Annotated in this window: 25 protein-coding genes; 15 read left to right on the top strand and 10 right to left on the bottom strand. The window is 70.4% G+C overall.

What is annotated here, in order from left to right; genetic code table 11:
* Positions 1–16 precede the first annotated feature (16 nt).
* Positions 17–535 carry an Arc family DNA-binding protein gene (locus ACLJQ7_RS28465; protein WP_410651220.1) on the bottom strand — a complete coding sequence of 173 codons (519 nt, stop codon included), beginning with the start codon at positions 533–535 and terminating at the stop codon, positions 17–19.
* 402 nt (positions 536–937) lie between these two features.
* On the opposite strand from ACLJQ7_RS28465, the gene ACLJQ7_RS28470 reads away from it, so the two are divergent.
* Positions 938–1,507, top strand: a complete 570-nt coding sequence (locus ACLJQ7_RS28470; protein ID WP_410651354.1) for a response regulator transcription factor — start codon at positions 938–940, stop codon at positions 1,505–1,507.
* 6 nt (positions 1,508–1,513) lie between these two features.
* On the opposite strand, the gene ACLJQ7_RS28475 is transcribed toward ACLJQ7_RS28470, so the two are convergent.
* Positions 1,514–2,149 (bottom strand): response regulator transcription factor, encoded by a 636-nt coding sequence (locus ACLJQ7_RS28475; RefSeq protein WP_410651221.1) that lies wholly within the window; start codon positions 2,147–2,149, stop codon positions 1,514–1,516.
* A gap of 93 nt (positions 2,150–2,242) precedes the next feature.
* On the opposite strand from ACLJQ7_RS28475, the gene ACLJQ7_RS28480 reads away from it, so the two are divergent.
* The 3 genes from ACLJQ7_RS28480 (at position 2,243) to ACLJQ7_RS28490 (ending at position 5,977) form a co-directional block, all read left to right on the top strand.
* A complete protein-coding gene (locus ACLJQ7_RS28480) occupies positions 2,243–4,516 on the top strand; it encodes an ATP-binding protein (protein ID WP_410651222.1) in 2,274 nt (757 codons plus the stop codon).
* Positions 4,513–5,160 carry a TetR/AcrR family transcriptional regulator gene (locus ACLJQ7_RS28485; RefSeq protein WP_410651223.1) on the top strand — a complete coding sequence of 216 codons (648 nt, stop codon included), beginning with the start codon at positions 4,513–4,515 and terminating at the stop codon, positions 5,158–5,160. Before ACLJQ7_RS28480 ends, ACLJQ7_RS28485 begins: the two co-directional genes overlap by 4 nt.
* Positions 5,161–5,311: 151 nt before the next feature.
* Positions 5,312–5,977, top strand: a complete 666-nt coding sequence (locus tag ACLJQ7_RS28490; protein WP_410651224.1) for a helix-turn-helix transcriptional regulator — start codon at positions 5,312–5,314, stop codon at positions 5,975–5,977.
* A 120-nt stretch (positions 5,978–6,097) separates the two neighbouring features.
* Here the strand turns inward: ACLJQ7_RS28490 and ACLJQ7_RS28495 are convergent, their stop codons facing one another.
* Positions 6,098–6,679 (bottom strand): TetR/AcrR family transcriptional regulator, encoded by a 582-nt coding sequence (locus ACLJQ7_RS28495; protein WP_410651225.1) that lies wholly within the window; start codon positions 6,677–6,679, stop codon positions 6,098–6,100.
* A gap of 81 nt (positions 6,680–6,760) precedes the next feature.
* Here ACLJQ7_RS28495 and ACLJQ7_RS28500 point away from each other — a divergent pair, with 81 nt between their 5' ends.
* Together ACLJQ7_RS28500 and ACLJQ7_RS28505 are read left to right on the top strand one after the other, a co-directional pair.
* Positions 6,761–8,326 carry an MDR family MFS transporter gene (locus ACLJQ7_RS28500; RefSeq protein ID WP_410651226.1) on the top strand — a complete coding sequence of 522 codons (1,566 nt, stop codon included), beginning with the start codon at positions 6,761–6,763 and terminating at the stop codon, positions 8,324–8,326.
* Positions 8,323–8,796 carry a universal stress protein gene (locus ACLJQ7_RS28505; RefSeq protein ID WP_410651227.1) on the top strand — a complete coding sequence of 158 codons (474 nt, stop codon included), beginning with the start codon at positions 8,323–8,325 and terminating at the stop codon, positions 8,794–8,796. The genes ACLJQ7_RS28500 and ACLJQ7_RS28505 overlap by 4 nt, the downstream gene beginning before the upstream one ends.
* Here ACLJQ7_RS28505 and ACLJQ7_RS28510 read toward each other — a convergent pair.
* Positions 8,710–9,678, bottom strand: coding sequence for a DMT family transporter (locus tag ACLJQ7_RS28510; RefSeq protein ID WP_410651228.1), 969 nt, complete (start codon positions 9,676–9,678; stop codon positions 8,710–8,712). The two genes, ACLJQ7_RS28505 and ACLJQ7_RS28510, sit on opposite strands and share 87 nt — an antisense overlap.
* Before the next feature lie 72 nt (positions 9,679–9,750).
* Between ACLJQ7_RS28510 and ACLJQ7_RS28515 the strand changes: the two genes are divergently transcribed.
* Positions 9,751–10,665, top strand: coding sequence for a LysR family transcriptional regulator (locus ACLJQ7_RS28515; protein WP_410651229.1), 915 nt, complete (start codon positions 9,751–9,753; stop codon positions 10,663–10,665).
* 590 nt (positions 10,666–11,255) lie between these two features.
* Here ACLJQ7_RS28515 and ACLJQ7_RS28520 read toward each other — a convergent pair.
* Positions 11,256–11,615: a nitroreductase/quinone reductase family protein gene (locus ACLJQ7_RS28520; RefSeq protein ID WP_410651230.1), complete on the bottom strand. Its 360-nt coding sequence runs from the start codon at positions 11,613–11,615 to the stop codon at positions 11,256–11,258.
* 62 nt (positions 11,616–11,677) lie between these two features.
* Here ACLJQ7_RS28520 and ACLJQ7_RS28525 point away from each other — a divergent pair, with 62 nt between their 5' ends.
* Positions 11,678–12,319, top strand: a complete 642-nt coding sequence (locus ACLJQ7_RS28525) for a TetR/AcrR family transcriptional regulator (protein ID WP_410651231.1) — start codon at positions 11,678–11,680, stop codon at positions 12,317–12,319.
* Position 12,320: 1 nt separating this feature from the next.
* On the opposite strand, the gene ACLJQ7_RS28530 is transcribed toward ACLJQ7_RS28525, so the two are convergent.
* Positions 12,321–12,956, bottom strand: coding sequence for a TetR/AcrR family transcriptional regulator (locus ACLJQ7_RS28530; protein WP_410651232.1), 636 nt, complete (start codon positions 12,954–12,956; stop codon positions 12,321–12,323).
* 77 nt (positions 12,957–13,033) lie between these two features.
* Here ACLJQ7_RS28530 and ACLJQ7_RS28535 point away from each other — a divergent pair, with 77 nt between their 5' ends.
* Both ACLJQ7_RS28535 and ACLJQ7_RS28540 read left to right on the top strand, forming a co-directional pair.
* The gene (locus tag ACLJQ7_RS28535) at positions 13,034–13,990 is read left to right on the top strand and encodes a zinc-binding dehydrogenase (RefSeq protein WP_410651233.1); all 957 of its coding nucleotides are present in this window, start codon (positions 13,034–13,036) and stop codon (positions 13,988–13,990) included.
* Between the two features lie 85 nt (positions 13,991–14,075).
* Complete coding sequence (locus ACLJQ7_RS28540; protein WP_410651234.1) at positions 14,076–15,137, top strand: hypothetical protein; 1,062 nt, start codon at positions 14,076–14,078, stop codon at positions 15,135–15,137.
* Between the two features lie 10 nt (positions 15,138–15,147).
* Here ACLJQ7_RS28540 and ACLJQ7_RS28545 read toward each other — a convergent pair whose 3' ends face one another.
* Positions 15,148–15,735 (bottom strand): TetR/AcrR family transcriptional regulator, encoded by a 588-nt coding sequence (locus tag ACLJQ7_RS28545; protein ID WP_410651235.1) that lies wholly within the window; start codon positions 15,733–15,735, stop codon positions 15,148–15,150.
* Positions 15,736–15,810: 75 nt separating this feature from the next.
* Here ACLJQ7_RS28545 and ACLJQ7_RS28550 point away from each other — a divergent pair, with 75 nt between their 5' ends.
* The 3 genes from ACLJQ7_RS28550 to ACLJQ7_RS28560 are packed head-to-tail and all read left to right on the top strand — an operon-like array spanning position 15,811 to position 19,305.
* Positions 15,811–16,638: an arylamine N-acetyltransferase family protein gene (locus ACLJQ7_RS28550; protein ID WP_410651236.1), complete on the top strand. Its 828-nt coding sequence runs from the start codon at positions 15,811–15,813 to the stop codon at positions 16,636–16,638.
* Between the two features lie 28 nt (positions 16,639–16,666).
* Complete coding sequence (locus tag ACLJQ7_RS28555; RefSeq protein ID WP_410651237.1) at positions 16,667–18,250, top strand: phytoene desaturase family protein; 1,584 nt, start codon at positions 16,667–16,669, stop codon at positions 18,248–18,250.
* Positions 18,247–19,305: an NAD-dependent epimerase/dehydratase family protein gene (locus ACLJQ7_RS28560; RefSeq protein WP_410651238.1), complete on the top strand. Its 1,059-nt coding sequence runs from the start codon at positions 18,247–18,249 to the stop codon at positions 19,303–19,305. The genes ACLJQ7_RS28555 and ACLJQ7_RS28560 overlap by 4 nt, the downstream gene beginning before the upstream one ends.
* 97 nt (positions 19,306–19,402) lie before the next feature.
* On the opposite strand, the gene ACLJQ7_RS28565 is transcribed toward ACLJQ7_RS28560, so the two are convergent.
* Positions 19,403–19,849, bottom strand: coding sequence for an SRPBCC family protein (locus tag ACLJQ7_RS28565; protein WP_410651239.1), 447 nt, complete (start codon positions 19,847–19,849; stop codon positions 19,403–19,405).
* A 66-nt stretch (positions 19,850–19,915) separates the two neighbouring features.
* Positions 19,916–20,971: a tartrate dehydrogenase gene (locus ACLJQ7_RS28570; RefSeq protein WP_410651240.1), complete on the bottom strand. Its 1,056-nt coding sequence runs from the start codon at positions 20,969–20,971 to the stop codon at positions 19,916–19,918.
* 178 nt (positions 20,972–21,149) lie between these two features.
* Between ACLJQ7_RS28570 and ACLJQ7_RS28575 the strand changes: the two genes are divergently transcribed.
* Positions 21,150–22,061, top strand: a complete 912-nt coding sequence (locus tag ACLJQ7_RS28575) for an ABC transporter ATP-binding protein (RefSeq protein WP_410651241.1) — start codon at positions 21,150–21,152, stop codon at positions 22,059–22,061.
* Positions 22,058–22,816 carry an ABC transporter permease gene (locus ACLJQ7_RS28580; RefSeq protein WP_410651242.1) on the top strand — a complete coding sequence of 253 codons (759 nt, stop codon included), beginning with the start codon at positions 22,058–22,060 and terminating at the stop codon, positions 22,814–22,816. The genes ACLJQ7_RS28575 and ACLJQ7_RS28580 overlap by 4 nt, the downstream gene beginning before the upstream one ends.
* A gap of 1 nt (position 22,817) precedes the next feature.
* Here the strand turns inward: ACLJQ7_RS28580 and ACLJQ7_RS28585 are convergent, their stop codons facing one another.
* A complete protein-coding gene (locus tag ACLJQ7_RS28585) occupies positions 22,818–23,696 on the bottom strand; it encodes a LysR family transcriptional regulator (RefSeq protein ID WP_410651243.1) in 879 nt (292 codons plus the stop codon).
* Positions 23,697–23,760: the final 64 nt, after the last annotated feature.

Here is a 23,760-nt window from a genome sequence, read left to right on the forward strand (position 1 = left end):
TGCTGGTAAACGGGGTCTAGCTGACCCAACCGGTGTAGCGCTGCGCGCCGCGACGACCGCCGCTCACCGGGGCGGGCGGCGCGGTGAGCTCCGACGGGTTCAACGCCGCGGACGCGGCGCGCACGAGCCACGCGTTGACCGAACGGCCTTGCGCGGCCGCCGCCTCCTCGACGCGAGTCTTGAGGTGTTCCGGAAGCCGGAAGTTGATCCGGGCCGTGGCTCCTTCGTCCTCCGGCAGCGGTGCCGCCGGAGGCTCCGGCGCGGCGGCCGCGACCGGCTCGGCCTGGTCGACGGCGGGCAGCGTGACGGCGAAGCTGGCTTCCCCGGCACGCAACCGGACCTCGACCGAACCCGGTGCGAGGTCACGGGTGATCTCGTCCGAGGCCGCGGACAGCGCGTCCAGCAGCGCGAGACGAATGGCCGACGCGAGCGGCGCGGTCAGGCGTTCGGCGAGCGCGCTCGCCTCGGCTCCCCCCGCCTCGGCGGCGACGGCGAGTTCCCGGCGAACGTTGTCCACAAAGGGCGTCAGATCCATGATGCCATCATGGCACCACTGTGGCGCCATGGCAAGGCCAAGTTGGCGCCAAAATGTGCCGAAGTGGCGTCATCGCAGGTCAGGGCCGCTTTTGCCCCTTCGGCCAGTCTCGGCTGGCGGGAGAAGCAGGACGCGGGCGAACGCGTTGCCGGGATCGTCCACGGCGGGCCAGAATCGCCACGAGCCGCGCGGAAAGGAAGCGACCCGCCATCAGAGTGTGGGGGTCACCCGAGGCGGGCCGCTACCCGGTTCCCACCGTACAAGAGCACCACTCGCTCATGCGGGCAACGCTTTTTGTCCCTGCGGCTCTTGACAAATCGAGGATCCACAGTGGACAGAAGAGGGCACATGCGACCAGTTCGGGTGAGCGTCTGCGCATTGGACCCCATCACGAAGGCCGGAATGGTCGACCTCCTCGAAGCACGCCCGTCCGTGCGGGTGGTCGAGGGCCGGGCACGGGACGAAACCGATGTCGTCGTCGCCGCGTTCGACCGGCTTTCCCCCGACGCGGTCACCGCGCTGCGCAAGGTCACCACCGAACTCGGCAGGCCGATCGTGCTGGTGACCGACCGGGTCGAAGAGGGTGGCCTCGTGGTGGCGGTCGAGTGCCGGGTGGTCGCCATCCTGCCGAGATCGGCGATGACCGACTCCCGCGTCACCGACAGCGTCCGGGTCGCCGCGTCGGGTGCCATGGGTCCGCCGCCGGATCTGCTCGGCAGGCTGACCGAACACGCCGAGCGGCTGCACCGGGAGATGCTCCCGCCGAACGGGCCCGCCGGGGCGGCGCTCTCTTCGCGAGAAATCGATGTCCTCCGCCTGATGGCCGACGGATTCGACACGCAGGAGATCGCCACCGAACTCGCCTATTCGGAGCGAACGGTGAAGAACGTCATCTACGCCGTCACCGACCGGCTCCGGCTGCGGAACCGGTCGCACGCGGTGGCCTACGCGATCCGGGAAGGGGTCATCTGAAACCGCTCAGATGAGCCCCTCACGGAGCGCGTACGCCACGACATGGGTGCGGTTGCGCAGATTGAACCGGCTGAGCAGGCCGTGCAGGATGTTCTTCACGGTCCGGTCGGAGTAGGCCACCCGCCGGGCGATCTCGCCGGTGTCGAATCCTTCCGCGAGCAGCCGGAGCACTTCGGTTTCGCGGGGCGACAGACCGCTGAGCGTGAGCTCTCGGGGCTCGAGGACGTCCTTGTGCAGCCGCGAAATCCCGCGGAGCAGGTTGCCGAGCTGCTCGGCGGGAAGATCGCCCCGGCCGGCATGGGCGTCGGCGACCGCGCGCAGCAGCCGCCCCGGCGTCGCCTCGGAGCGCGCGACGACGACGGCGAGCCCGCGTTCCACCGCGGCCCACAACTCGGCCTGGTTGGGCTCATCGGCCACCAGGACCAGCCGGGCCGACCCGGCCGGGATGCGCCGCGGGTCGTTCCCCGCGACGGCGACGAGGACGTCGGCCTGCGCCGGGTCGTCGCGCAGGCTGATGCCGGGCCCGTCGCCGAGCGCGCTGTGCAGCCCGGCCCGCACGAGCGGATCGGTGGCGTGCACGGCGACCCGGATCTCCTCGGCCCGGACGACCGGACGGACGGGCGTCGTCATGATCGTCGACATGCCTTCCAGGTAACCGGCCCCCGAGAACGCCGGACAAGCGGAAGCAGGGGGCAGCTTTTCGCCATCGGAAGCCTGCCGGTTGAATGGGCCGCGGTGGAGGCGAACGAGAAGCGGTCGGTGTTCGGCGAGCTCCTGCTCGAACACCGGCGGGCCGCGGGGTGGACACAGGGGCGGCTGGCCGAGGCCTCCGGTATCAGTGTCCGTGCCCTGCGCGAGCTGGAACACGGTCGCGCGCGAGCCGCTCAGCGACGCTCCGCGGAGGTGCTGGCCGACGCGCTCGGCCTGACCGGCGGTGACCGGGAGTTCTTCCTGACCGTCGCCAAACAGGGACGTCGCCGGAATCCGGCGCTGGCCGCCCAGGTCGCGGCGACCTGCGCGCTGCCCGCGCCCACCGCGGATCTGTCCGGCCGCGAAAGCGAGCTGGAACAGCTGTCCGCGAAGGTCGCCGAAGGTGGTGGCGTGGTCGCGATCGTCGGGCAGGCCGGGGTCGGGAAGACCGCGCTCGCGGTGACGGCCGCGGATCTGTGGCGCGCGGAGTTCCCGGGCGGGGGCTACGCGGTGGACCTGCGCGGGATGGACGAACGACCGCTGAGCGCCGGGACCGCGCTCGACCGGCTGCTGCGCGCGCTGGACGTCGCGCCGGGGCAGGTCCCCGCCTCCGAAGCCGAACGGTCGTCATTGCTGCGGATGCTGCTCGAAGGCCGGAAGGTCCTGCTGCTGCTGGACAACGCGGCCGATGAGGCGCAGCTCCGGCCGCTGCTGGTCACCGCGCCCGGTTCGCTCACCCTGATCACCTGCCGCCGGACGCTCGCCGGGCTCGAAGGCGCCCGCTGGCTCGCACTCGAAGCGCTTTCGGACGACGGCGCGACCGGCCTGCTCGCCAAGATCATCGGCGCCGACCGCGTGCGGGCGGAGCCCGGCGCGGCACGCGAACTCGCCGAGCTGTGCGGGTATCTGCCGCTCGCGCTCCGGATCGCGGGCAACCGGCTCGCCACCCGGCCACAGTGGTCGCTGGCCCAGCTCGCCGATCGGCTGCGCGACGAAAGCACCCGGCTGCGCGCGCTCGCGGCGGGCGATCTGCGGCTGCGCTCGGCTTTCGACCTGTCCTACCGCGCGATTTCGCCCGAGGCCCGGCATCTGTTCCGGCTGCTGGCGACCGTGCCCGGCGCCGACTTCGGTCTCGAACTCGCGGTCGTCGTCTCCGGCGCGTCGCCCGCCGACGTCCGCGACCAGCTCGACGAACTCGTCGACGCCAGCCTCCTGCAGACCACGGCGGAACCGGAACGGCACCAGTTCCACGACCTGATCCGCCTGTTCGCCGAGGAACGGTTCGAGGCGGAGGAGGACCCGGCCGCGCGGGACACCGTGCTCACCCATCTGCTCGGCAAGGCGGCGGAGGCGGCCAGGCTGTTCTACCCCAAGGCCACGGAGACCGGCCGGTTCGGCTCTCGGGAGGAGAGCGCCCGCTGGCTGGACGTCGAAGGCGGGAACTGGGTCGCCGCACACCGGGTGGCGGCGCGAAAGGGCATGCACCGAGAGGTCCGGGACCTCGCCGTCGCGCTGCACTGGTACTCCGACGGGAGGAGCGCCCAGCGGCCGTGGTGGGAGATCTTCTCGCTCGGCGCGGCCGCGGCGAACGCGCTCGGCGACGCCGGTGCCGAGGCGAAGCTGCTCAACTTCGTCGGCTGGGCGGCAAGTGTCTGCCTGGGTGACGACGAGGGCGCTGTGGCGGCGCACCGCCGCGCACTGGACATCGCCGTCGGGATCGGCGACCGCGTCGAGCAGACCTGGGCGTCCATCTACCTCGGCCAGGTGCTGCGGCTGACCGGAAAGGACGCCGAAGCGTTCGAGTTCGCGAAGCGCGGGTACGAGCTGGCGGGCGAACTCCCGTTCTGGGACGGGCAAACGACGGCGCGGAACGTCTACGGGCGCGCGCTGCTCAACGCCGGACGGCATTCCGAAGCGCTCGCCGTGCACCGGGCCGTGCTCTCCGACGCCGAGCGGCTGGCGGACGACACGTACCCCGGTTTCCATCGGCTGCTGAAGGCCCTGACCCTGCGCGCCATCGGCGACGTGCTCGGTGATCTCGCCGAATGGCGGAAGGCGGCGGGCCACTACCGCACCAGCCGGTGGCTCGCGTGGGAAGGCGGTTTCGACGCCTTGGAGGCGGCCTGCGCCTTCCGCGAAGGGCGGGCCTGGCGAGAGGCCGGCGCCTTCGAGGAAGCCAGGGAGTGCCTCACCCTCGCCGTGGACCTCTCCGCCGGGCCGTCGTTCGGCGCGTTGCGTGAGCAGGCTTCGGCCGAACTGGCGCTCCTGCCCGCGGAGCGCCGACTAGGCTTCGGGGCGACGGAGCGGGAGGGCCGATGACGGACGCGGACGGGCAGAGCCCGCGGGAGCGCTATCGCGACCAGGTGCGCGCGGAGATCAAGCAGCACGCATGGGAGCAGATCGCCGCCGCCGGGGTGCCCGCGCTGTCGCTCAACGCGATCGCCAAACAGGTGGGGATGAGCGGTCCCGCGCTGTACCGGTACTTCGCCAGCCGCGACGATCTCATCACCGCGCTCATCCGCGACGCGTACCGGAGTCTCGCCGACACCGTCCGCGCGGCGTTCGACGGCGGCGCCGATCTGGCCGGGCTCGCCGTCACCATCCGGGACTGGGCCCGGAGCGACCCGCAGCGCTACTTCCTCATCTACGGCACGCCGGTCCCCGGCTACCACGCGCCGGAGGACACCACCGCCATCACGAGCGAGGTCATGGCCGTGCTGCTCGAAGCGTGCCGCGCGATCGCCGTGGACAAACCGGAAACCCCGTTCGACAAGCATCTGGACGGCCACCGTGACTGGGCGGGCGACGATCCGGCCCCGTCCTCGACGCTGCACCGCGCGCTCGCCTTCTGGACCCGGCTGCACGGCGTGCTTTCGCTCGAACTCGCCGGCCACTTCACCGGCATGAAGTTCGACCCCGACCTGTTGATCGCGGACGAACTGGACGACCTCACGACCCGGTGACCCGATCACCTTCGCGATGAACCTTTCCCGCCTGTCGGGCGTCTTGCCTGTGACGTCGTGGCCGACCGCGGTTGACATACAACGCTGTAAGGTTATAGCTTCTAAGTAACGCAATAGCTATTAACGCTGGCGCTTCGGATGGGACTTCGCCATGATTCACGGGGAGAAGATCAGCAGGAGGACCGATCGCGTCAGAGTCGCCGTGCACGCCCCGGATCTGCTGGCCGGACTCGGCACGACGAGCATCCTCGGCGCCGACGACCGGCTGGACGTGCTACCCGACACCGACCTCGGGCCCGCCGAAGTCATCGTGACGGTCGGCGATTCGATCGGCGACGGCGTTTTCGCCTTCCTGCGCCAGGTTCGCGCGGCGTCGTCACTCGCGACGCCACCGAGATGCGTGATCGTCACCGACCATTTCCCGGTCCAGGTGCTGATGACGGCGATCGAATGCGGGATGGCCGCGCTGCTGCCGCGGCGCGATCTCGACGGCGAGCATCTGGTGCGGACGATCCTCGCGGTCAGCCAGGGCGCGGGCGCGCTGCCACCGCGTCTGCAGGGCAGCCTGCTCTCGCAGCTCGAACGGATCCAGGAAGACCTGCTGGTGCCCAACGGTCTCGCGCTGTCCGGCCTGTCCGACCGGGAACGGGAAGTCCTCCGCCTGCTGGCCGACGGCCATGGCACGGAGGAGATCGCGGCCAAACTCGCCTATTCGGAGAGCACGGTGAAGAACGTCCTCCACCGGGTGATGTCCCGGTACGGGCTGCACAACCGCACCCACGCCGTCGCCTTCGCGTTGCGCACCGGCTCGATCTGATCGCCGCCCAGCGTGAGCGGCAAGGCGGCTGGCGCCTGCGATCACCCAAGTCCGTGAAGGCCTCCTTGAGGGACTCTGGGTCCCTCAAGGAGGCCTTCACGGACCGGAGCCTGCCCTCGGTCACCGGAGCTGGACGCGGCCGAGCAACCGGTCGACCAATTCGGGAAGCGGCTGCTCTTCCGGACCTTCCAGCCACAGCACGTTTCCCGTCCGCAACGTGGCCAGAAAGGTCGCCGCGGTGAGCCTGGCCAGCTCCTGATCGAGGCCGTGCCCCCTGGCGAGCAGCACCGCGATCAAGTCGCGTTCGAGGGCGAACTGATCGCCCGCCTGCCGCGCGAGCAGCGACGGATGCCGCCGCAGCAGCCGTAACTGCGCCACCCACTCGCGGTCGGGGACGGGGTGCGCCCGGTACAGCTCCCGGCTCGCCGCCCGCAGTGCCTGCCAGGGCTTCTCGCCCGGCGGCCTGCCCTCGACCAGCGACACCAGCAGCCCGGTGCGCTCGCGGTCGGCGTGCAGGATCGCGTCCTCTTTGTTCGCGAAGTAGTTCGAGAACGTCCGCCGGGACACGCCCACCGCGTCGGCGATGTCCTCGACGGTCACGCCGTCCAGCCCGTGCTCCATCGCCAGCCGGAGCGCGGCCTCGTGCAGCGAGTGCCGCGTCGCCGCCTTCTTGCGGGTGCGCAGCGTGTCGAGGGTGTCCACCAGGACAGCGTAGCGAGGGGAATAAAGTTCCCACTGGGCAAGTTTGCACAGTGAGCAACAATTGCCGCTCGAAAGGACGCCATGAAGACCGAGGGAACGACGGCGGAGGCACCACCGGGGGCGATGGGACACCGCCAGGTGCTGGAGTCGCTGTCCGGACTGCTGCTCGCGCTGCTCGTGGCGATGGTCAGCTCGACGGTCGTGTCGACCGCCCTGCCGTTGATCATCGGCTCGCTGAACGGCACGCAGACGCAGTACACCTGGGTGGTCACGGCCACCCTGCTGGCGGCGACGGCCACCACCCCGATCTGGGGCAAACTCGCCGACCTGTTCAACAAGAAGACGCTGGTGCAGATCGCGATCGTGATCTTCGTGATCGGGTCGATGATCAGCGGGTTCAGCCAGAACACCGGGCAGCTGATCGCCGCCCGCGCGTTCCAGGGCATCGGCGTCGGCGGTCTGCAGGCGCTGGTCCAGGTCGTGATCGCGGCGATCATCCCGCCGCGGGAACGCGGCCGCTACAACGGTTACCTCGGCGCGGTCATGGCGGTCGCCACCGTCGGCGGGCCGTTGCTCGGCGGGCTGATCGTGGACGTGCCGTGGCTGGGCTGGCGCTGGTGCTTCTTCGTCGGCGTGCCGATCGCGGTGGCGGCGTTCATCGTGCTGCAACGGACCCTGAAGCTGGAGACCGTGCGCCGGGAAGGCGTCCAGGTGGACTACCTCGGCGCGGGCCTGATCGCGGCGGGCGTGAGTGTCCTGCTGATCTGGGTCTCGTTCGTCGGCAACACCTTCGACTGGCTGTCCTGGCAGACGGCCGTGATGGTGGCGGGCGGCGTCGTGCTCCTCGCCTTCGCCGTGCTGGTGGAACGGAAGGTCCGTGAACCGGTCGTCCCGTTGCACATCATCACCCGGCGCACCCCGGCGCTGGCGATCATCGCGAGCCTCGCGGTCGGGATGGCGATGTTCGGCGGTGCGGTGTTCCTGGGCCAGTACTTCCAGGTCGGCCGCGGCTACTCCCCCACCGAAGCCGGTCTGCTGACCATTCCGCTGATGGGCGGCGTGCTCGTCTCCTCGACCGTGTCCGGACGCCTGATCAGCCGCACCGGACGGATGAAGCCGTACATCGTGGCGGGCACGATCACCCTGGTGATCGGCTTCCTCGGGCTGGGCACCGTCGACCACGCCTCGCCGCTGTGGCTGGTCGGTGCCGCGATGGCGATCGTCGGCATCGGTGTCGGTATGACGATGCAGAACCTCGTGCTCGCCGTGCAGAACACCGTGCCGTTGCGGGATCTCGGCGCGGCCAGCGCCTCGGTCACGTTCTTCCGGTCACTCGGCGGCACCATCGGGGTCTCGGTGCTGGGCGCGGTGCTCGCGAACCGGGTCACCGCCGACCTATCCACCGCGCTGCACGTGCCCGCGGGCCAGGCGTCGACGGGCAGCGTCAGCGCGCTGAACCTCAAGGCGCTGCCGCCGGAGGTCCAGACGATCGTGCACACCGTGTACGGCGACGCGACCGCGCACATCTTCCTGATCTCCGCGGCGGTGGGTGTCGTTGGCGTGATCGCGGCGCTGCTGCTCAAGCCGCTCACCCTGCGCACCACGCTCGACGTGGAGACGCCGTCGGAAGCACCGGTCGCGCGATGAACGAGAACGCCGCCGGCGCCTTCGAGTCCACTGTGGAGCTTTTCGGCCCGCCCCGGCACCACACGGGGCGGGCCATCCTGGCCGGGGTCGACGGCTCCGACACGGCGATGCGGGCTGCCGCTTTCGCCTTCGGCATGGCACGACGCGAGGGCGGCAGGCTGATCGTCGCCTTCGTCTGCCGTCCGGCGCTCGGTCCCGCCGTCGCGGCGACGATGGAACACGACACCGCGGTGCAGCTCCACGCGGAGATCCGCGAGCAGATCCGCGAGGCAGCCGAAGAACTGGAAGTGCCGGTCAACTTTCTGAAGACTTACGGCGATCCGTACACCGTGCTCCGTGACACCGCCGACCGCGGCAAGGTCGACACCGTCGTGGTCGGCGCCTCACAGCAGGCCGGTCACCGGTTCGCGGGGTCGGTCGCGACCAAGCTCATCAGGACCGGGCACTGGCCGGTGCTGGTGGTTCCCTGACGACCGGCCGCCGAGGAACGAGACGGCACCCACCGCGGCGACGACGAGCGCACACCCCGCCAGTTGCAGCGGGGTCGGCCACTGGCCGAGCAGGGCGGCACCGAACAGGATCGCGGCGGCGGGTTGCAGCATCAGCACGGCGGACCCGCCGCTCGCGGACAGGGCGGACAGGGCCTTGCCGATCAGGAGCCAGCCGAGCACCTGCCCGGTCACGGCCAGCACGAGCAGCCACAGCAACGCCGAAGCCGGTGGCGTGACGTCGAGGTTGCCGGCCAACAAGCCCGAAAGGCCACCCACACTCGCCGACGCCGCGGTCGCGGTGGCGAGCATCGTCGTCCGTCCGCCGCCGTCGGTTCCGGCGCGACGCAACAGAATCAGGTAACCGGCGTAGGCGACTCCCGCCAGCACCGCCATGACGGTGCCGTACCAGGGGTCGCTGCCCGCGGCACCGCCGTCCGCCAGCCCACCGGCCAGCGCGGTCCCCGCCAGCATCACCGGGATGGACAGCCAGAAGGACCGCGACGGCCGCTCGCCGAACCACAGCAGACCGGCCAGCGGGACGAGGACGACCTGGACGTTGACCAGCGCCGTGGCGACGCCCGCGCCGACGGCGAGGATCGCCTCGCTCCACAGCACCATGTCGACCCCGAGCAGGACGCCCGCCAGTACGTGGCGTCGCCGCGCGGCCGGGGTTGGGCGGTGCCCCCGCTCCCTGCACCACGCCAAGATCACCAGGATCGGTAACGCGAACAGGCAACGGAAGAACGTCGCCGTCGTCGAGCTGACCCCGGACAGCGCGACGAGCGGGGCGGACAGGGCGATCGCGAGGGCGCCGAGGACTCCTTGCGCCCTCGGATCGAGGAAGAACCTGGTGTGCCGCATGCCTTCGATTCGATCGCACGGCGGCGGGCAGGACCAGCGAGATCCTCTTACCCCGAGGGTTAAGCTCGGCTAATGAGTGGCGATCTGTCCAATGTGGAACGGCTGCGGATGCTGCACGCGGTGTGGCGGCGGGGATCGCTCGCCGCGGCGGCCGAACTGCTGCACGTGACGCCGTCAGCGATCTCCCAGCAGCTGACCAAACTGGAGCGGGAGGCGGGCACCGGGCTCCTGGTCCGGCACGGGCGAGGCGTCCGGCTCACCCCGGCGGGACTGCTGCTGGCGCAGCGTTCGGACCGGGTCCTCGCCGAACTCCGCGCCGCCCGCGCGGATCTGGACTCCCTCACCGGGGAGACGACCGGGGTGGTCGAGATCGGCGCCATCCCCTCCGGGGTGCACACGTTCATCGCGCCGGCGCTGACCGGCCTCGCCGTCCGCCACCCCGGTATCGAGGCGCGGCTGCACGAGGTCGAACCCGAAGTCGCCCTTCCCGCGCTGGCCGACGGGGTCTTCGACGTCGTGGTCGTCGAGAGCTGGGAGAACCTGCCGCTCACCCGGCCCCCCGCGACCCGCTGGACCGAACTGCGCGACGACTCGGCGATGATCGTGCTCCCGGCCGGGCACCCGCTGGCCGCCGCGGATTCGGTGCGCGCCGAAGACCTCGCGGACGAGATCTGGGTCGCCTGGGCCCGGCCGACGCTGGCGAACGCGTGGATCCGTCAGACTTTGCGCGAACGCGGGATCGAACCGATCGTGCGGCATACGGTCAGCGGATTCGGCACGCAGTTCGCCGTCGTCGCCGGGCTCGGCGCCGTCACGCTGGTGCCGGGCATGGCCACCACGATCGCGCCGGCGTCCGTGGTGTGCGCCCCGCTCGAACCGGTCCTGCATCGGCAGCTCTACGCGGTGCAGCCGCACGGGGAAACGCGGCCCGCTGTCGCGGAGTGCGTCAAGGCCCTGGTGGAGGCCGCGAGAACTTGGGGCTCGTGAGGTGCTCAGTGATCGTGGCGGCCTTGGTCGCAGGTCCGTGAAGGCCTCCTTGCCTACCCTGAAGGTAGGGAAAGACGCCTTCACGGACAGGTCGCATAACCGCTGGTGAAGTGGGCGGCGAGGGACGATTCGGGTTCTGGTCCCGGGGCTCGCCACAGTGGCCTGACGCCTTCTCGACTGTCCACAGGGGACTCTTTTCAGGTAACAGTGCTTGATTCGGGCGCTTTGTGAAGGGGTCGTGAGTGGCAATGATCGTTAGAACGACCATTACCACTCACGACCCCCACCGAGAACCGAACATCAAGCCATCAATCAGACATTTCACCGCTCGACAGGGTCCCTTGTGGACACTCAGAGGCTTGACGGGTGCCTCGAGTAGCTCACGACCCCGAACCGACCAGCGGTTATGCGACTTTGCCGGGACCCTGACCCTGAAGGTAGGGAAGGAGGCCTTCACGGACTACCCGATCGCCACTCTCAACCCCAGAACACCAGCAGTCACAGCGGCGGCGTGGTCGATCACCGATGCCAGCGGACGCACCTCCGGCAGTTCGGCACCGGGGTCGAACGGAACGGAGCACGGCGTCTCCTCAGAGTTTCAGGTCCATCCGGAGGAATTCGGTGACCCGGAGCAGTTTCGGCGGACGGGTCACGCCGTCGGGGAACTCGTCCGCGCCGACGAGCCGCGGACGAGTCAGGTCCACTTCCAGCCCGTCGATCCTGAGCCGTGCTTCCCCGGCGGTCATGATGTTGCGCACCCAGTCCGCCTCCGTGCCGTACACCGGGATGAACAGGTAGCCGCCGTCGACGGGATGAGCGTCGAGCGGCGTGTGGCGGGTCTTTCCCGAGCTGCGGCCGACATGGATCAGCACCGGATACTTCCCTCCGGCGATCGCACGGGGGTTGAACACCCGCTTGTTGACGTGGCCCAGCCATCTCGGCATCGGCATCGGACTCTCCTCTCGATGGCCTTACACGCGTAAGGTTGGCTTACACCTGTAAGGTTGTCAATGTGCCGCTTCGCCGATCGCTCACCAGGGACCGCGTGTTGCAAGCCGCGATCGAAGTCGCCGATCGCGGTGGCGTCGAGGCGATGACGATGCGCCGGGTCGCGCACCATCTGGGTGTGGAGGCCATGTCGCTGTACCACCACGTGCCCAACAAGGACGCGATCCTCGACGGCGTCGTCGACGCGGTGTTCGCGGCGATCGAGCTGCCCGGTACCGAAATCGCCGATTGGCGTGACGCGATCCGCGCGCGTGCTTCGTCCGCACGCGAGGTCCTGTCGCGGCACAGCTGGGCGCTGGGCCTCATGGACTCCCGCCGGAATCCAGGGCCGGCGACGCTACGCCACCACGACGCCGTCCTCGGCGTCCTTCGGCGGGCGGGATTCACGCTCCCTATGGCGGTGCACGCCGTCTCGCTCATCGACAGCTACATCGGCGGATTCGTGCTGCAGGAGTCGAACCTCCCGCTGAGCGAAGACGTCCCGGGGGTCGCGGACGTCATCCTCGACACCCTGCCGCGGGACGAGTTCCCTTATCTGGCCGAGGTGATCACCGAGCACGCCCAGCGGCCGGGCTACGACCACACGAAGGAATTCGACTACGGCCTCGACGTCATCCTGGAGGGCCTCGAAGCCCGCAGGAAATGACTCAGCGGCCCACTCCCGGCAGCACGAGCGCCAACCGCGCCACCGGTGGCAGCGGCGAATGGTCCGGCACGGCCCGGAAGGCCTGGATCACGAGCGCGGCGAACCGGCGGGACGCCGCCACCTGCGCGGCCGCCGAAGCGGCCTGGATCCCGTTGTTGGCCATGAGCATGAGGATCAGGTCGTCGAGGACGAAGTCGGGCCGCAGTTTCCCGGTGTCCTTGGCCCGGACGGACAGCTCGGCGATCGCCTTGAGCGCGTAGTCACGATCCGCGGTGAAGTCCACCGCCTTGGGAAAGGCCGAGACGAAAGCCGCCGTGAAGCCCCGGTCACGCGAATGCAGTTCGCAGATCTTCTCGATCACGGAACAGAAGCCGCGCCAGGGATCGGGGTCGGCGAGCCCCTCGTCGACGACGGCGTGACAGGTGCGCATCTGCTCGGCGAACGCCTCCGTCGCCAGGATCTCCTTGGTCGGGAAGTGGCGGTACAGCGTGGCGGGGCCGACCTCGGCGCGGCGCGCGACTTCCCGCAACGGCACGTTCAGGCCCTCGGTGGCGAACAGCACGCGAGCCGCTTCGAGGATGCGTTCGCGGTTGTCCACGGCGTCGGCGCGCGGGATCCGAGACAAATGGTCGGTCACCGCTCTCACTTTAGCCAAAACGGACGGGGGCGTCCGTTAACGTCCGCCAGACCAGTGATCGACGACCAGGAGACGAAATGCGCGCAGTCGAGATCCGGACGTTCGGCGCCCCCGAGGGCCTCGCCGTGATCGACGTCCCCGCCCCCGTTCCCGCCGACGGCGAAGTGCTGATCACCGTGGAAGCGATCGGTGTCGGCGGCGTCGACACCGTGATCCGCAGAGGCGCCCTCGCCGGTTTCGGCTTCCAGGAAGGATTCGTCCCCGGCAACGAGGTGGCCGGAACCGTCACCGCGGTCGGCGGCGGCGTCGATCCGGCCTGGGCCGGGCGGCGCGTCTGGGCGTTCACCGGCGAGGGCGGCGGCTACGTCGAACAAGTGGCCCTCCCGGCGGAGAAGATCGTTCCCCTTCCCGCGAACCTGCCCGCCACCGACGCCGTAGCCGTCGGGACCTCCGGCATGGTGGCGCATTTCGCGCTCGCGCACGCCCACTTCACGGCGGGCGAATCCGTGCTGGTGCGCGGCGCCGCGGGCAGCATCGGGATCATGGCGGTGCAGCTCGCGGCGAGCGGTGGCGCGAGTGCCGTAGCGGTTACGACGTCCTCGGCCGAACGCGGCGACCGCCTGCGCGAACTGGGGGCGACCCACGTCCTCGATCGGTCCGGTGAAGGCGACGGACCCGCGGGTTACGACGTCGTCGTCGACATCGTGTCCGGTGTGGACCTGCCGTCCTTCTTCGACCGGATGAACCCGAACGGCCGCATGGTCGTCGTCGGCGTGGTCGCGGGCATGCCCCCGGCGGACTTCGGCGCGAAGCTGATGGCGACCTTCCGGAAGTCCCTGTCGTTCGCGACCTTCAGCGCGGACTCGATCCCCGAGCCGGATCGGCGGGCGGTGAGCGCGGAGCACTTCGGCGCGACGGCGCGCGGCGAACTGCGTCCGGTGGTGCACGAGGTGCTACCGCTGGAGAAAGCCGTTCTGGCGCACCGGAAAATGGACGACGGCGAAGTGTTCGGCAGGATCGTGCTGACGCCGTGAAACGGTCCTTTGTGGAATAGCGCCGCGTCACCCGGTCAGCGTAAGTTTCCCCATCGCGTGCGCCGTCGCACTAGGCTGCCCACTCGTGCCCGATCCGATGTCCGAGGGACCCGGCTTCACGGCGGTCGGCCTGCGGCCGCTTTCCGGCGGCGAGGGCACCGGCGCCTACTGCGTGAACGACGCCGGGGTGATCGTGGGCGAGTCGGGGTCGCGGCCGGTGACCTGGGACCGCGACGGGAGTCCCACGCCGTTGCCGATCCTCGACGGCTGTTCCGGTGGTCGCGCGGTCAGTGTCAACGCCGCGGGTGTCATCACGGGTTCGCTCCACGCCGGAGACCACCTCCGGCCCGTGTGCTGGCTGCCCGATGGCCGGGTGCGCGCGCTCGAACTCCCCGGCGGGGCGGTCTCCGGCACGGCGTGCCGGGTGAACGCCCGCGGGTCGATACTGGGGAACGCGATGTGGCCGGACTACCGCTGGCGGACGCTGCGGTGGGAACCGGGCGGCGAGACCGTCGAACTCGCCGCCCTGCCCGGGGACGGCGAGACACAGGGCCAGGACCTGAACGCGCTGGACGAGGTCGTCGGGTCGGCCAGGAACGGCTCTGGCGTCCGCACCGCGGTTCGCTGGACGTCCTCGGGAAAGATCAGCACACTGCCCCCGCCCCGCCGTGCGACGGCGTGCGGGATCACCGATTCCGGCGCCATCCTCGGCGACGGGGTCGTGTGGAACGCTGATGGAGGCACCGTCCTGCTGACCGGTGGACCGGAGTTCGCCGCGGGGCAGGTCGTCCGGATCACCGGACGGGGGGTCGCGATCGGCTGGGGCCTGACCCCGGGCCGGCACGGCGTCGGCGCGCGCTGGGATGGCGACGGACGGCCCACCGTGCTCCGGCCCCTGCCTTCGGACGCCGCCAGTACGTGTTTCGACATCGACGAAGCCGGGACGGTCGTCGGCGAGTCCGTGAGCCAGGGAACGGTGCGGCCCGTGCGCTGGGACGCGGACGCGACCCCCGTCCCGCTCCCGTCGCCTCGCGGTATCACGGCGACCGTGGCCCAGCACATCAACGCGAGCGGCACCGTCATCATCGGCTACGGCTTCGCCGCCGACGGCTCCGCTTACCGCGGGATCGCCTGGCGCCGTTCGTGAAGCCGCCCGATCAGGCCGTCGCGAGGTCGATCGCTCGCCGCATCGCCTCGTCGAGCGGCGCTCCGAGGCGGAGGGCCGCTCGCGCCGCGGCGAAGACGGCCCCGGTGGCGGCTCCGACCAGCGCCGCGGCGTCTACCTCGTCGATCTCGCACGCTTGGCACAGCGCGGCCGAAAGCCGCTCCTGAGCGTCGAAGGCACGCTGCAGCATCGTCGCGCGCACCGCCGGGACCGACGTGATCAGGTCCAGCCGGATCCGTTCGGGCTCGGCAGCCGGATCTCGGAGCCCTGCTCCGGCCTCGGCGAGCATCCCGAGCATCGCGCGGCGAAGGAGCCCGGCCGGTGTCTCGCCCGGCTCGCGCGCCGCGAGTACATCCAGCCCCACGCGCAGGATCTGCTCACCGTCGCCGGTGAGGAGCAGGTCTTCCTTCGTCGCGAAGTGGTTGAAGAACGTCGCGGTGGACACCTCGGCGGCCGCGGCGATCTCGGCGGTGGTCGTCCGGTCGTAGCCCTGCCCTTCGAAAAGCCGGTACGCCGTCTCGATCAACACCTTCCGGGTGCGCCATTTCTTCCGTTCCCGCAAACCCACCGGCTCGATCATGGCGCCATCATACTGGATCGACACCAAACTTAGAGTTACTCTATTTTTAGAGTCAATCTATCCAAGGAGAGCCGCATGACCCTCGACGCGTTCCTCGACCGGCTGGAGTACCGCGAGCCCGTCCGGCCGGATCCGGCCACGCTCCGGAGCCTGCACCGGGCGTGGCGGCTACGAGTCCCCTACGAGAACCTCGACCTCCAGCTCGGCAGGAAGATCCTGCTCGACCAGGAGGCCTTGGCTGAAAAGTTCACGCGCCGTGGCCGTGGCGGGCTCTGCTACGAGATGAACGGCGCGCTCGCCCTTTTGCTGAGGGCGGCCGGATTCGAAGTGACCGTCGTGGAAGCCGCCGTCCTGCGCTCGACCCGCGGCGAGGGCCAATGGGGCAACCACATCGCCCTGCTGGTCGACGTCGGCGGAGCGACCTGGCTCGCCGACACCGGGATCGGTGACGCGTTCCTCGAGCCCCTTCCGGTGCGGGAAGGCACGTATCGGCAAGGAGAACTGCTGTTCCGGATCGAGCGCCTCGACGGCGAGACCTGGCGGATGCATCACCACCCCGGTGGCACGGTCGACTCCTGCGACTTCCGCACCGTGCCCCGCGAGGTCACCGAATTCGCCGAACGGGACGAGATCAGGTCGCCGGAGTCCCCGTTCGCCAGGGTGCTCGTGGCGCAACATCATCGTGACGGCCGCGAGCTGGCTCTTCGCGCGCGCACGCTCAAACGCGGAGACGGCGAGCGCCACACCCTGTCCTCTCTCGACGAGTTCGCCGAGACGCTGCGCGAGTTCCGTATCCCGGTGGAGGACATCGGCGCCGGCGAACTGGCGGCCCTCTGGGCCAAGACCGAAGAGCAGCACGAAGCCTGGCTGGCCATCCAGACGAAGTCGATCGACAGGGGTTGAACCCGCCCGTCCGGGGTATGTCCTGACCATGGAAGTCGACGCCGTGGTGATCGGATCGGGGCCGAACGGCCTGGTCGCGGCCAATCTCCTGGCCGACGCCGGCTGGGAGACACTGGTCATCGAGGCCACTGCCAAACCCGGTGGCGCGGTTCAGACCGAGGAGCTCACCGCTCCGGGTTTCCGCAACGACGTCTACAGCGCTTTCTACCCGCTCGGTGCGGCGTCGCCGGTGCTGGCCGGGCTGGGTCTCGAGGACCACGGCCTGCGGTGGCGGCACGCCCCGGCGGTGCTGGCGCATGTGCTGCCCGACGACCGGTACGTCCTGCAGTCCCGCGACCTCGACCGCACGGCCCGTTCCGTGGCGGAGTTCGACGAACGGGACGCGGACAAGCTGCGGGAGGAATACGCGAACTGGCAGCGTCTGCGCGAACCGCTGCTCGACGCGATCGTGCGCCCCTTTCCGCCGGTGCGGTCGGGGGCGCGGCTGGTCAAGACACTCGGCACGGCGGAGTCGCTCCGCCTGGCGCGGATGCTGACCTTGACCGCCCGCGGCCTCGGCAAGGAGAAGTTCGACGGCGCGGGCGCCCGGCTGCTGCTCGCGGGTAACGCCATGCACACCGACCTCGGCCCGGACCAGGCCGGGAGCGGCGTCTTCGGCTGGCTCCTGACCATGCTCGGTCAGGACGTCGGATTCCCGGTCCCGGAAGGCGGGGCGGGCTGCCTGACCGACGCGCTGGTCAACCGGCTCTCCGCCAAGGGCGGCGAGATCGTCTGCGGCACGCCGGTCACCGAAGTGACGCTCTCGGGCGGCCGGGCGGTGGGTGTCCGGGACGCGGACGGACGAACGGTGCGTGCCCGCCGGGCGGTGCTCGCCGACGTTCCGGCGCCGGTGCTCTACCGGGATCTGGTCGGCGCCGCGCACCTTCCCGCGCGGCTGGTGTCCGATCTGGACCGGTTCGTCTGGGATGACGCCACGATCAAGGTGGACTGGGCGCTGTCCTCGCCCATCCCGTGGACCGCCACCGAAGTCGGCGAGGCGGGGACCGTCCACATCGGAGCGGACCTCGACGGCCTCGCCGGGATCGCCAACGATCTCGCCTGCGGGCGAGTGCCCGGCGACCCGTTCCTGCTGCTCGGGCAGATGACCACCGCCGACCCGACTCGCTCCCCCGCCGGTACCGAATCGGCCTGGGCCTACACGCATGTGCCGAGAGGCGAGCCGTGGAGCGCCTCCCGGTTACGCCGCCACGCGGACCGGATGGAAGAGGTCATCGAGAAGCACGCGCCCGGTTTCCGCGGCCTGATCGCGGGCCGGGCGATCGCCGGGCCCGCCGAACTGGAGGAAGGGAACCACAGTCTGGTGGAAGGTTCGATCAACGCCGGGACCGCGGCCATCCAGCAACAACTCTTCTTCCGGCCCGTCCCCGGTCTCGGCCGGGCGGACACCCCGATCGACCGGCTCTTCCTGGCGTCCGCGTCGGCGCATCCCGGCGGCGCGGTGCACGGCGCGCCCGGATCGAACGCCGCCAGGGCTGCCCTCGCCCGGGACGGCTTGGCCGGTTCCGTCTACCGCGCGACGATACATGCCGCGCACCGGGCCGTGTACCGATGAGGATCGTCGTCACCGGCGCGAGCGGGAACATCGGGACCGCCCTGCTCCGGGCACTGGCCGGGGAAGAGCACGACCTGATCGGAGTGGCACGCCACCGCCCCGACACGACCGCCGCGCCCTATTCGTCGGCTCGCTGGGTCCAGCAGGACATCGGCGCGAACGACGCCTGGCCGCGGCTGACCGAGATCTTCGACGGCGCCGACGCCGTGGTGCATCTCGCCTGGGCGATCCACCCGCGCGCGGACGATCCGGCGATGCGCCGGACCAACCTGGCCGGCAGCGCGAACGTCCTTCGCGCGGCCGCCGACGCCGGCGTGGGACATGTCGTGTGCGCGTCATCGGTCGCCGCTTACACCCCGGCCGACCGCTGGGACGAGGTGGACGAGGAGTGGCCCTGCGGTGGGCTCGCCGAAAGCGCCTACAGCGCGGGGAAAGCGGCCTTCGAGTCCCGATTGGACGAGTTCTGCCGTGATCACCCCGGGATCGGGGTGGCGCGGATCCGTCCGTGCGGGGTCGTGCAACCGGACGCCGCGGCCGAGTTCTCCGGCTGGCTGCTCAGCCCGCTGGCGCCACCGTTACCGCTCGGCGGCAAATGGCTGCCGGTGCCGTTGTGGCCGGGACTACGGATGCAGGTGGTGCACTCCGATGATGTGGCAGAGGCGATCCGCGCGATCCTCGACCGCCGTGCGACCGGCGCGTTCAACCTGGCGGGTGAGCCCGTCCTCGGCAGTCGCGAACTCGCCGGGCTGGCGGGCGGGTTCCGGATTCCCGTGCCGCTGAGGTTGCTGACCGGGCTGGCCTGGCCGAGCTGGCGGCTCGGCCTGCAACCACTGCATCCGTCCTGGCTGCGGCTCGCCGACCAGGCGTCCCTCGTGGACACCCGGCGCGCGCGGGAGGAGCTCGGCTGGCGACCTCGGCACGACGCGGTGGCCACGATCAGGGAACTCCTCGCCGCCATCCGCGCCGGGCGACGGGGCGACAGCCGTCCCCTCGATCCGCCTCGCGACCGGATCCGGCTCGGACGGCCGAGCCACCAGGATCAGTCCGCCGGTTGACCCGCTTCCAAGTCCGTGAAGGCCTCCTTGAGGGACTCTGGGTCCCTCAAGGAGGCCTTCACGGACACAGGACGGTGTGCGAGGGTGAAGCCATTCCTCAAGCGGCGGTCTCCCGGCCCTTGGCGAGATCCGCGAGACGCCGCAGGGATTCCCGGTTCCGCGGCACCAGGAAGAGCGCCTGCGCGGCCTCCGGCAGCAGACGGCCGGGCCCGCGGGTCGCCTGCTCGGACATCAGGATCTCCGTGGTCGCCGCCGCGGTTTCCCGCAGTTCCAACCGGATCCGCGCGGTGCCGAACGGCCAGGCCCGCGCCTCGAGTTCGAGCAGCCTCGGCGGGTCGGCGACGTGCACCTTGGTGATGTCGTCGAGCAGGAGCGGCCAGGACCCGACGCGGTGGTGGATCCGCGTTCCCCGCGCGGGCCAGCCTTGGTCGACGTCACGGATGTGGGAGGCCCCCACGACCCAGGCCGCGTAGGTCCAGCCGTCGGCGAGCACCTCGAACACGCGCTCCGGAGAAGCCTCTACCGTCATCTTCACGTCGACCATGAACCCATCCGCCCTCCGGCTCGCCTCACTCGTGCCGGGTACCCTGCGGCGGCAAGAGCAAACCGATCAGTTCATCCGGTCCAGCACCGCGCGTGTGTACCCGGCGGTGTCCGCCGTTCCACCGAGGTCGACGGTGCTGACGCCGTCGTCCAGCGCGCCGAAGGCGGCGGCCAGGAGTTCCCCGCTCGCTTCGGGATGCCCCAGGTGGTCGAGCATCATGGCCGCGGACCACAAGGCGCCCAGCGGATTGGCCTTGCCCTGCCCGGCAATGTCGGGAGCCGAGCCGTGCACAGGTTCGAACATCGATGGGAATTCCCGCTCCGGGTTGAGATTCGCCGACGGAGCGACGCCGATGCTCCCGGCCACCGCGGCCGCCAGGTCGCTCAGGATGTCGCCGAAGAGATTGGAGCCGACGATCACGTCGAACCGCTCCGGCGTGAGGACGAGCTTGGCGGCCAGCGCGTCGATGTGCTCCTTGCCGGTGCGCACCTCCGGGTGCCGCCCCGCGACCTCTTCCACCAGTTCGTCCCAGAACGGCATCGTGTGGACGATCCCGTTGCTCTTCGTCGCCGACGTCACGTGGTTCCGGCGGGTCTCGGCCAGCGAATAGGCGTATTCGACGACGCGGGTGACCCCCTTGCGGGTGAACACCGCCTCCTGGACGGCCAGTTCGTCTTCGGTGCCTCGGCCGAGTCGCCCGCCGATCTCGGAGTACTCACCCTCCACGTTCTCCCGGACCACGACGAGGTCGACAGCTCCGGCTCCAGCGCCCCGCAGCGGGCTGGGCACCCCGTCGAGCACCTTGACCGGCCGCAGGTTGACGTACTGCCGGAAGCCGCGCCGGATGGGGATCAGCAACCCCCACAGCGACACGTGATCCGGCACTCCGGGCCAGCCGACCGCCCCCAGCAGCACAGCGTCGTGATGCCGGATCCGGTCGAGACCGTCGGACGGCATCATCGCGCCCTCGGCGAGGTAGCGCTCGCACGACCAGTCGAAGGAGTCGTAGGTGAATTCGATCCCGTGCCGCCTGCCGACGGCGGCGAGCACGGCCTGCGCGGGCGGCAGCACCTCGGCGCCGATGCCGTCGCCGGGAATGAGCGCGATGCGGTAACCGGTCATGGGATCCAGTGGACTTCGGACCGGGCCGGTACGTCCAAGACCCAGTTCTTGCCGTGCTGAAAGGGTGCGCCTATCAGCCCACGGTGGGACTCCGCTGCCCGCTCCGACTGTGGGACGAGCCACCGGGTGGTCCCTCGGTCCGATTCGCCGATCGCGGTGGCGGGACAGCATTGGCGTCATGATCGAGCTCAAGGAACTGACCAAGCGCTATGGCCCGACGATCGCCGTGGACGACCTGTCCTTCCGGGTCGAACCCGGGTACGTCACCGGTTTCCTCGGCCCCAACGGGGCGGGCAAGTCCACCACCATGCGGGCCCTTCTCGGCCTGGACACTCCCACCTCCGGCGAGGCGTTGATCAACGGCAGGCGATACGCCACCATCGATCGCCCTCTGCATCACGTCGGCGCACTGCTCGACACGGGCGCCGTCCACGGCGGGCGCGGCGCCTTCGACCACCTGCACTGTCTGGCCCGCAGCAACGGCATCCACCGGGCACGAGTGCACGCGGTGCTGGACCGGGTCGGGCTCACCGCCGTGGCGCGTAAACGGATCGGCGGATTTTCGCTCGGCATGAAGCAGCGGCTCGGGATCGCCGCGGCCCTGCTCGGTGATCCCGGCATCCTCCTGTTCGACGAACCGGGCAACGGCCTCGACCCGGAAGGCATCCGGTGGATCCGCGATCTCATGCGCTCGCTGGCGGCCGAAGGCAGGACCGTTCTCGTTTCCAGCCACCTCATGAGCGAAATGGAACTCACCGCGGACCACATCGTGCTCATCGGGCGGGGCAGGCTGATCGCGGAGGCCTCGATCGCCGAACTCGCCGAACGGTTCCAGCGTGACGTGCTGGTGCGCACGCCGGACGGCACCGAACTGGCGGGCCTGCTGCGGGCCGCGGGCGCGACCGTCACTCGCCGACCGGACGGAAGCCTTACCGCACAAGGCATCGATGCCGTGACCATCGGCGATGTCGCCGTCCGGCACCGCATCGCCGTGCACGAGCTCACGCCGCGCAGCGACTCCCTCGAAGACGCCTACCTCAAGCTCACCGACGACAGCACCGAATACCGCGCCGGAAGGACGACCTCGTGATCGACGTCATCGCCTCGGAGACCCTCAAAGCGAGATCGATCCGCTCGACTCGCACCCTGCTCGCCTGTTCGGGTGCCGCCGTCCTCGTCGGCAGCCTGATGGCCTTGATCTCCGCGGGCGCCTGGGATTCGGCCACCCCGGACGAACGCTCGCATTTCGGCGGCCTCGGTGACGGGACGTCCATCCTCACCGTCGTGCAACTCTGCCTGATGACGTTCGGCATCCTCACCGCGACGTCCGAGTACTCCACCGGGATGATCCGTACCAGCCTGGTCGCGGTGCCCGTGCGGCGGCAACTCCTGCTGGGCAAGGCCGCGGTCGTCGCCGCGACCAGCCTGCTCGCGGGCGAAGCGGTCGCCGTGGCGACGTTCTTCGTGAGCAGGCTGGTGATCGGCGACCGGCCGATCGGGTCACTGACCACTGTGGACACCGGGCTCCCGGTGGTACTGGCCGAGGGCCTGCTCATGATGGTGATCGCGCTGATCGCTCTCGGCCTGGCCACGATGATCAGGTCCACCGCCGGAACGCTGGTCACCATGGCCGTCCTGCTCTTCGCTCTGCCGATGGCACCGCGGATGCTGATACCCGCGCCCTGGAGCGAGAGGATCGCCGCGGTCATGCCCTCGGAACTCGCGAGTCAGCTCGCCGGCACGGAATCCACGTTGTCCGCCGTGGGCGCGCTGTTCGCGATGGCCGTGTGGGTGACGGCGTCGATCGGCGCCGGGCTGGCCGCCATCGGCAGGCGAGACGCCTGAATCAGTCGGCCTCCGCCAGGCGATGGAAGGCGGCCGCGGCGGGGCTCTGCCGACCCGGCCTGGACACCAACGACACCGCCAGTGGTTCGGGGCAGTCCAGCTCCCGGGCGACGGCACCCGCCGCGTTCGCCAGCGCGCGCCAGGAGTCGCTGACCACCGCGACACCCACTCCGGCGAGGACGAGAGGCAGGACGACCTCCCGATGTTCCACCTCGACCGCGAACCGGCTGCCCGGGGCCTCACGGAGCACCGCGTCGGCCACGCGGCGCATCCCCGTGCCCCGCTGGCCGACGATCAGCGCGGCCCCGGCGAGATCGGCGGGGCGGACCGGGTCCGCGGCGGGAAGCGCCGCCTCGTCGCGGGCCAGCACGGCGAAACGCTGGGTCTCCAGGTGCAGTGCCTCCAGGCCGGGCAGTGCCGCGGCCGCCGGTGACGCCGCCACCACGCCGAGTTCGGCGTCGCCGGTAGTGAGCATCTTCCCGACGTCGGCCGGGGTGCTCGCCGCGCGGACGGAGATCCGGACCAGCGGATTGGCGGCGGAGAAGGCGGCGATCAGCTCCGTGAGCGGGCTGACGGACTGCGAAGGCATCGAGGCGATGACCAGTTCGCCGCCGAGGAGACCGTCGACGGCCTCCACCGTCGCTCTGGCGAGGTCCAGCCCCCGCAGGACATCCCGCGCCGGCGCCACGAGCGCGTGCCCCGCCGCGGTCAGCACCAGGCGACGGCCGGTCCGGTGGAACAGAAGGCTCCCGAGGTCCCGCTCGAGCGTGCGCAAGGCCTGGGAAACCGAGGGTTGGGCGACGAAGAGCAGCTCAGCGGCCCGGTGGACGCTGCCGGTGTCGACGACGGCCAGGAAGTACCTCAACTGGCGGGCGTCCATTCCGGCCTCCTCGTGGTCGATAGCCGAGGCCTATCAGTTTGCCAGCAACCCGGTCTTGGACTCG

Source organism: Amycolatopsis sp. cmx-4-54 (assembly GCF_046548895.1).
Lineage (GTDB): Bacteria > Actinomycetota > Actinomycetes > Mycobacteriales > Pseudonocardiaceae > Amycolatopsis.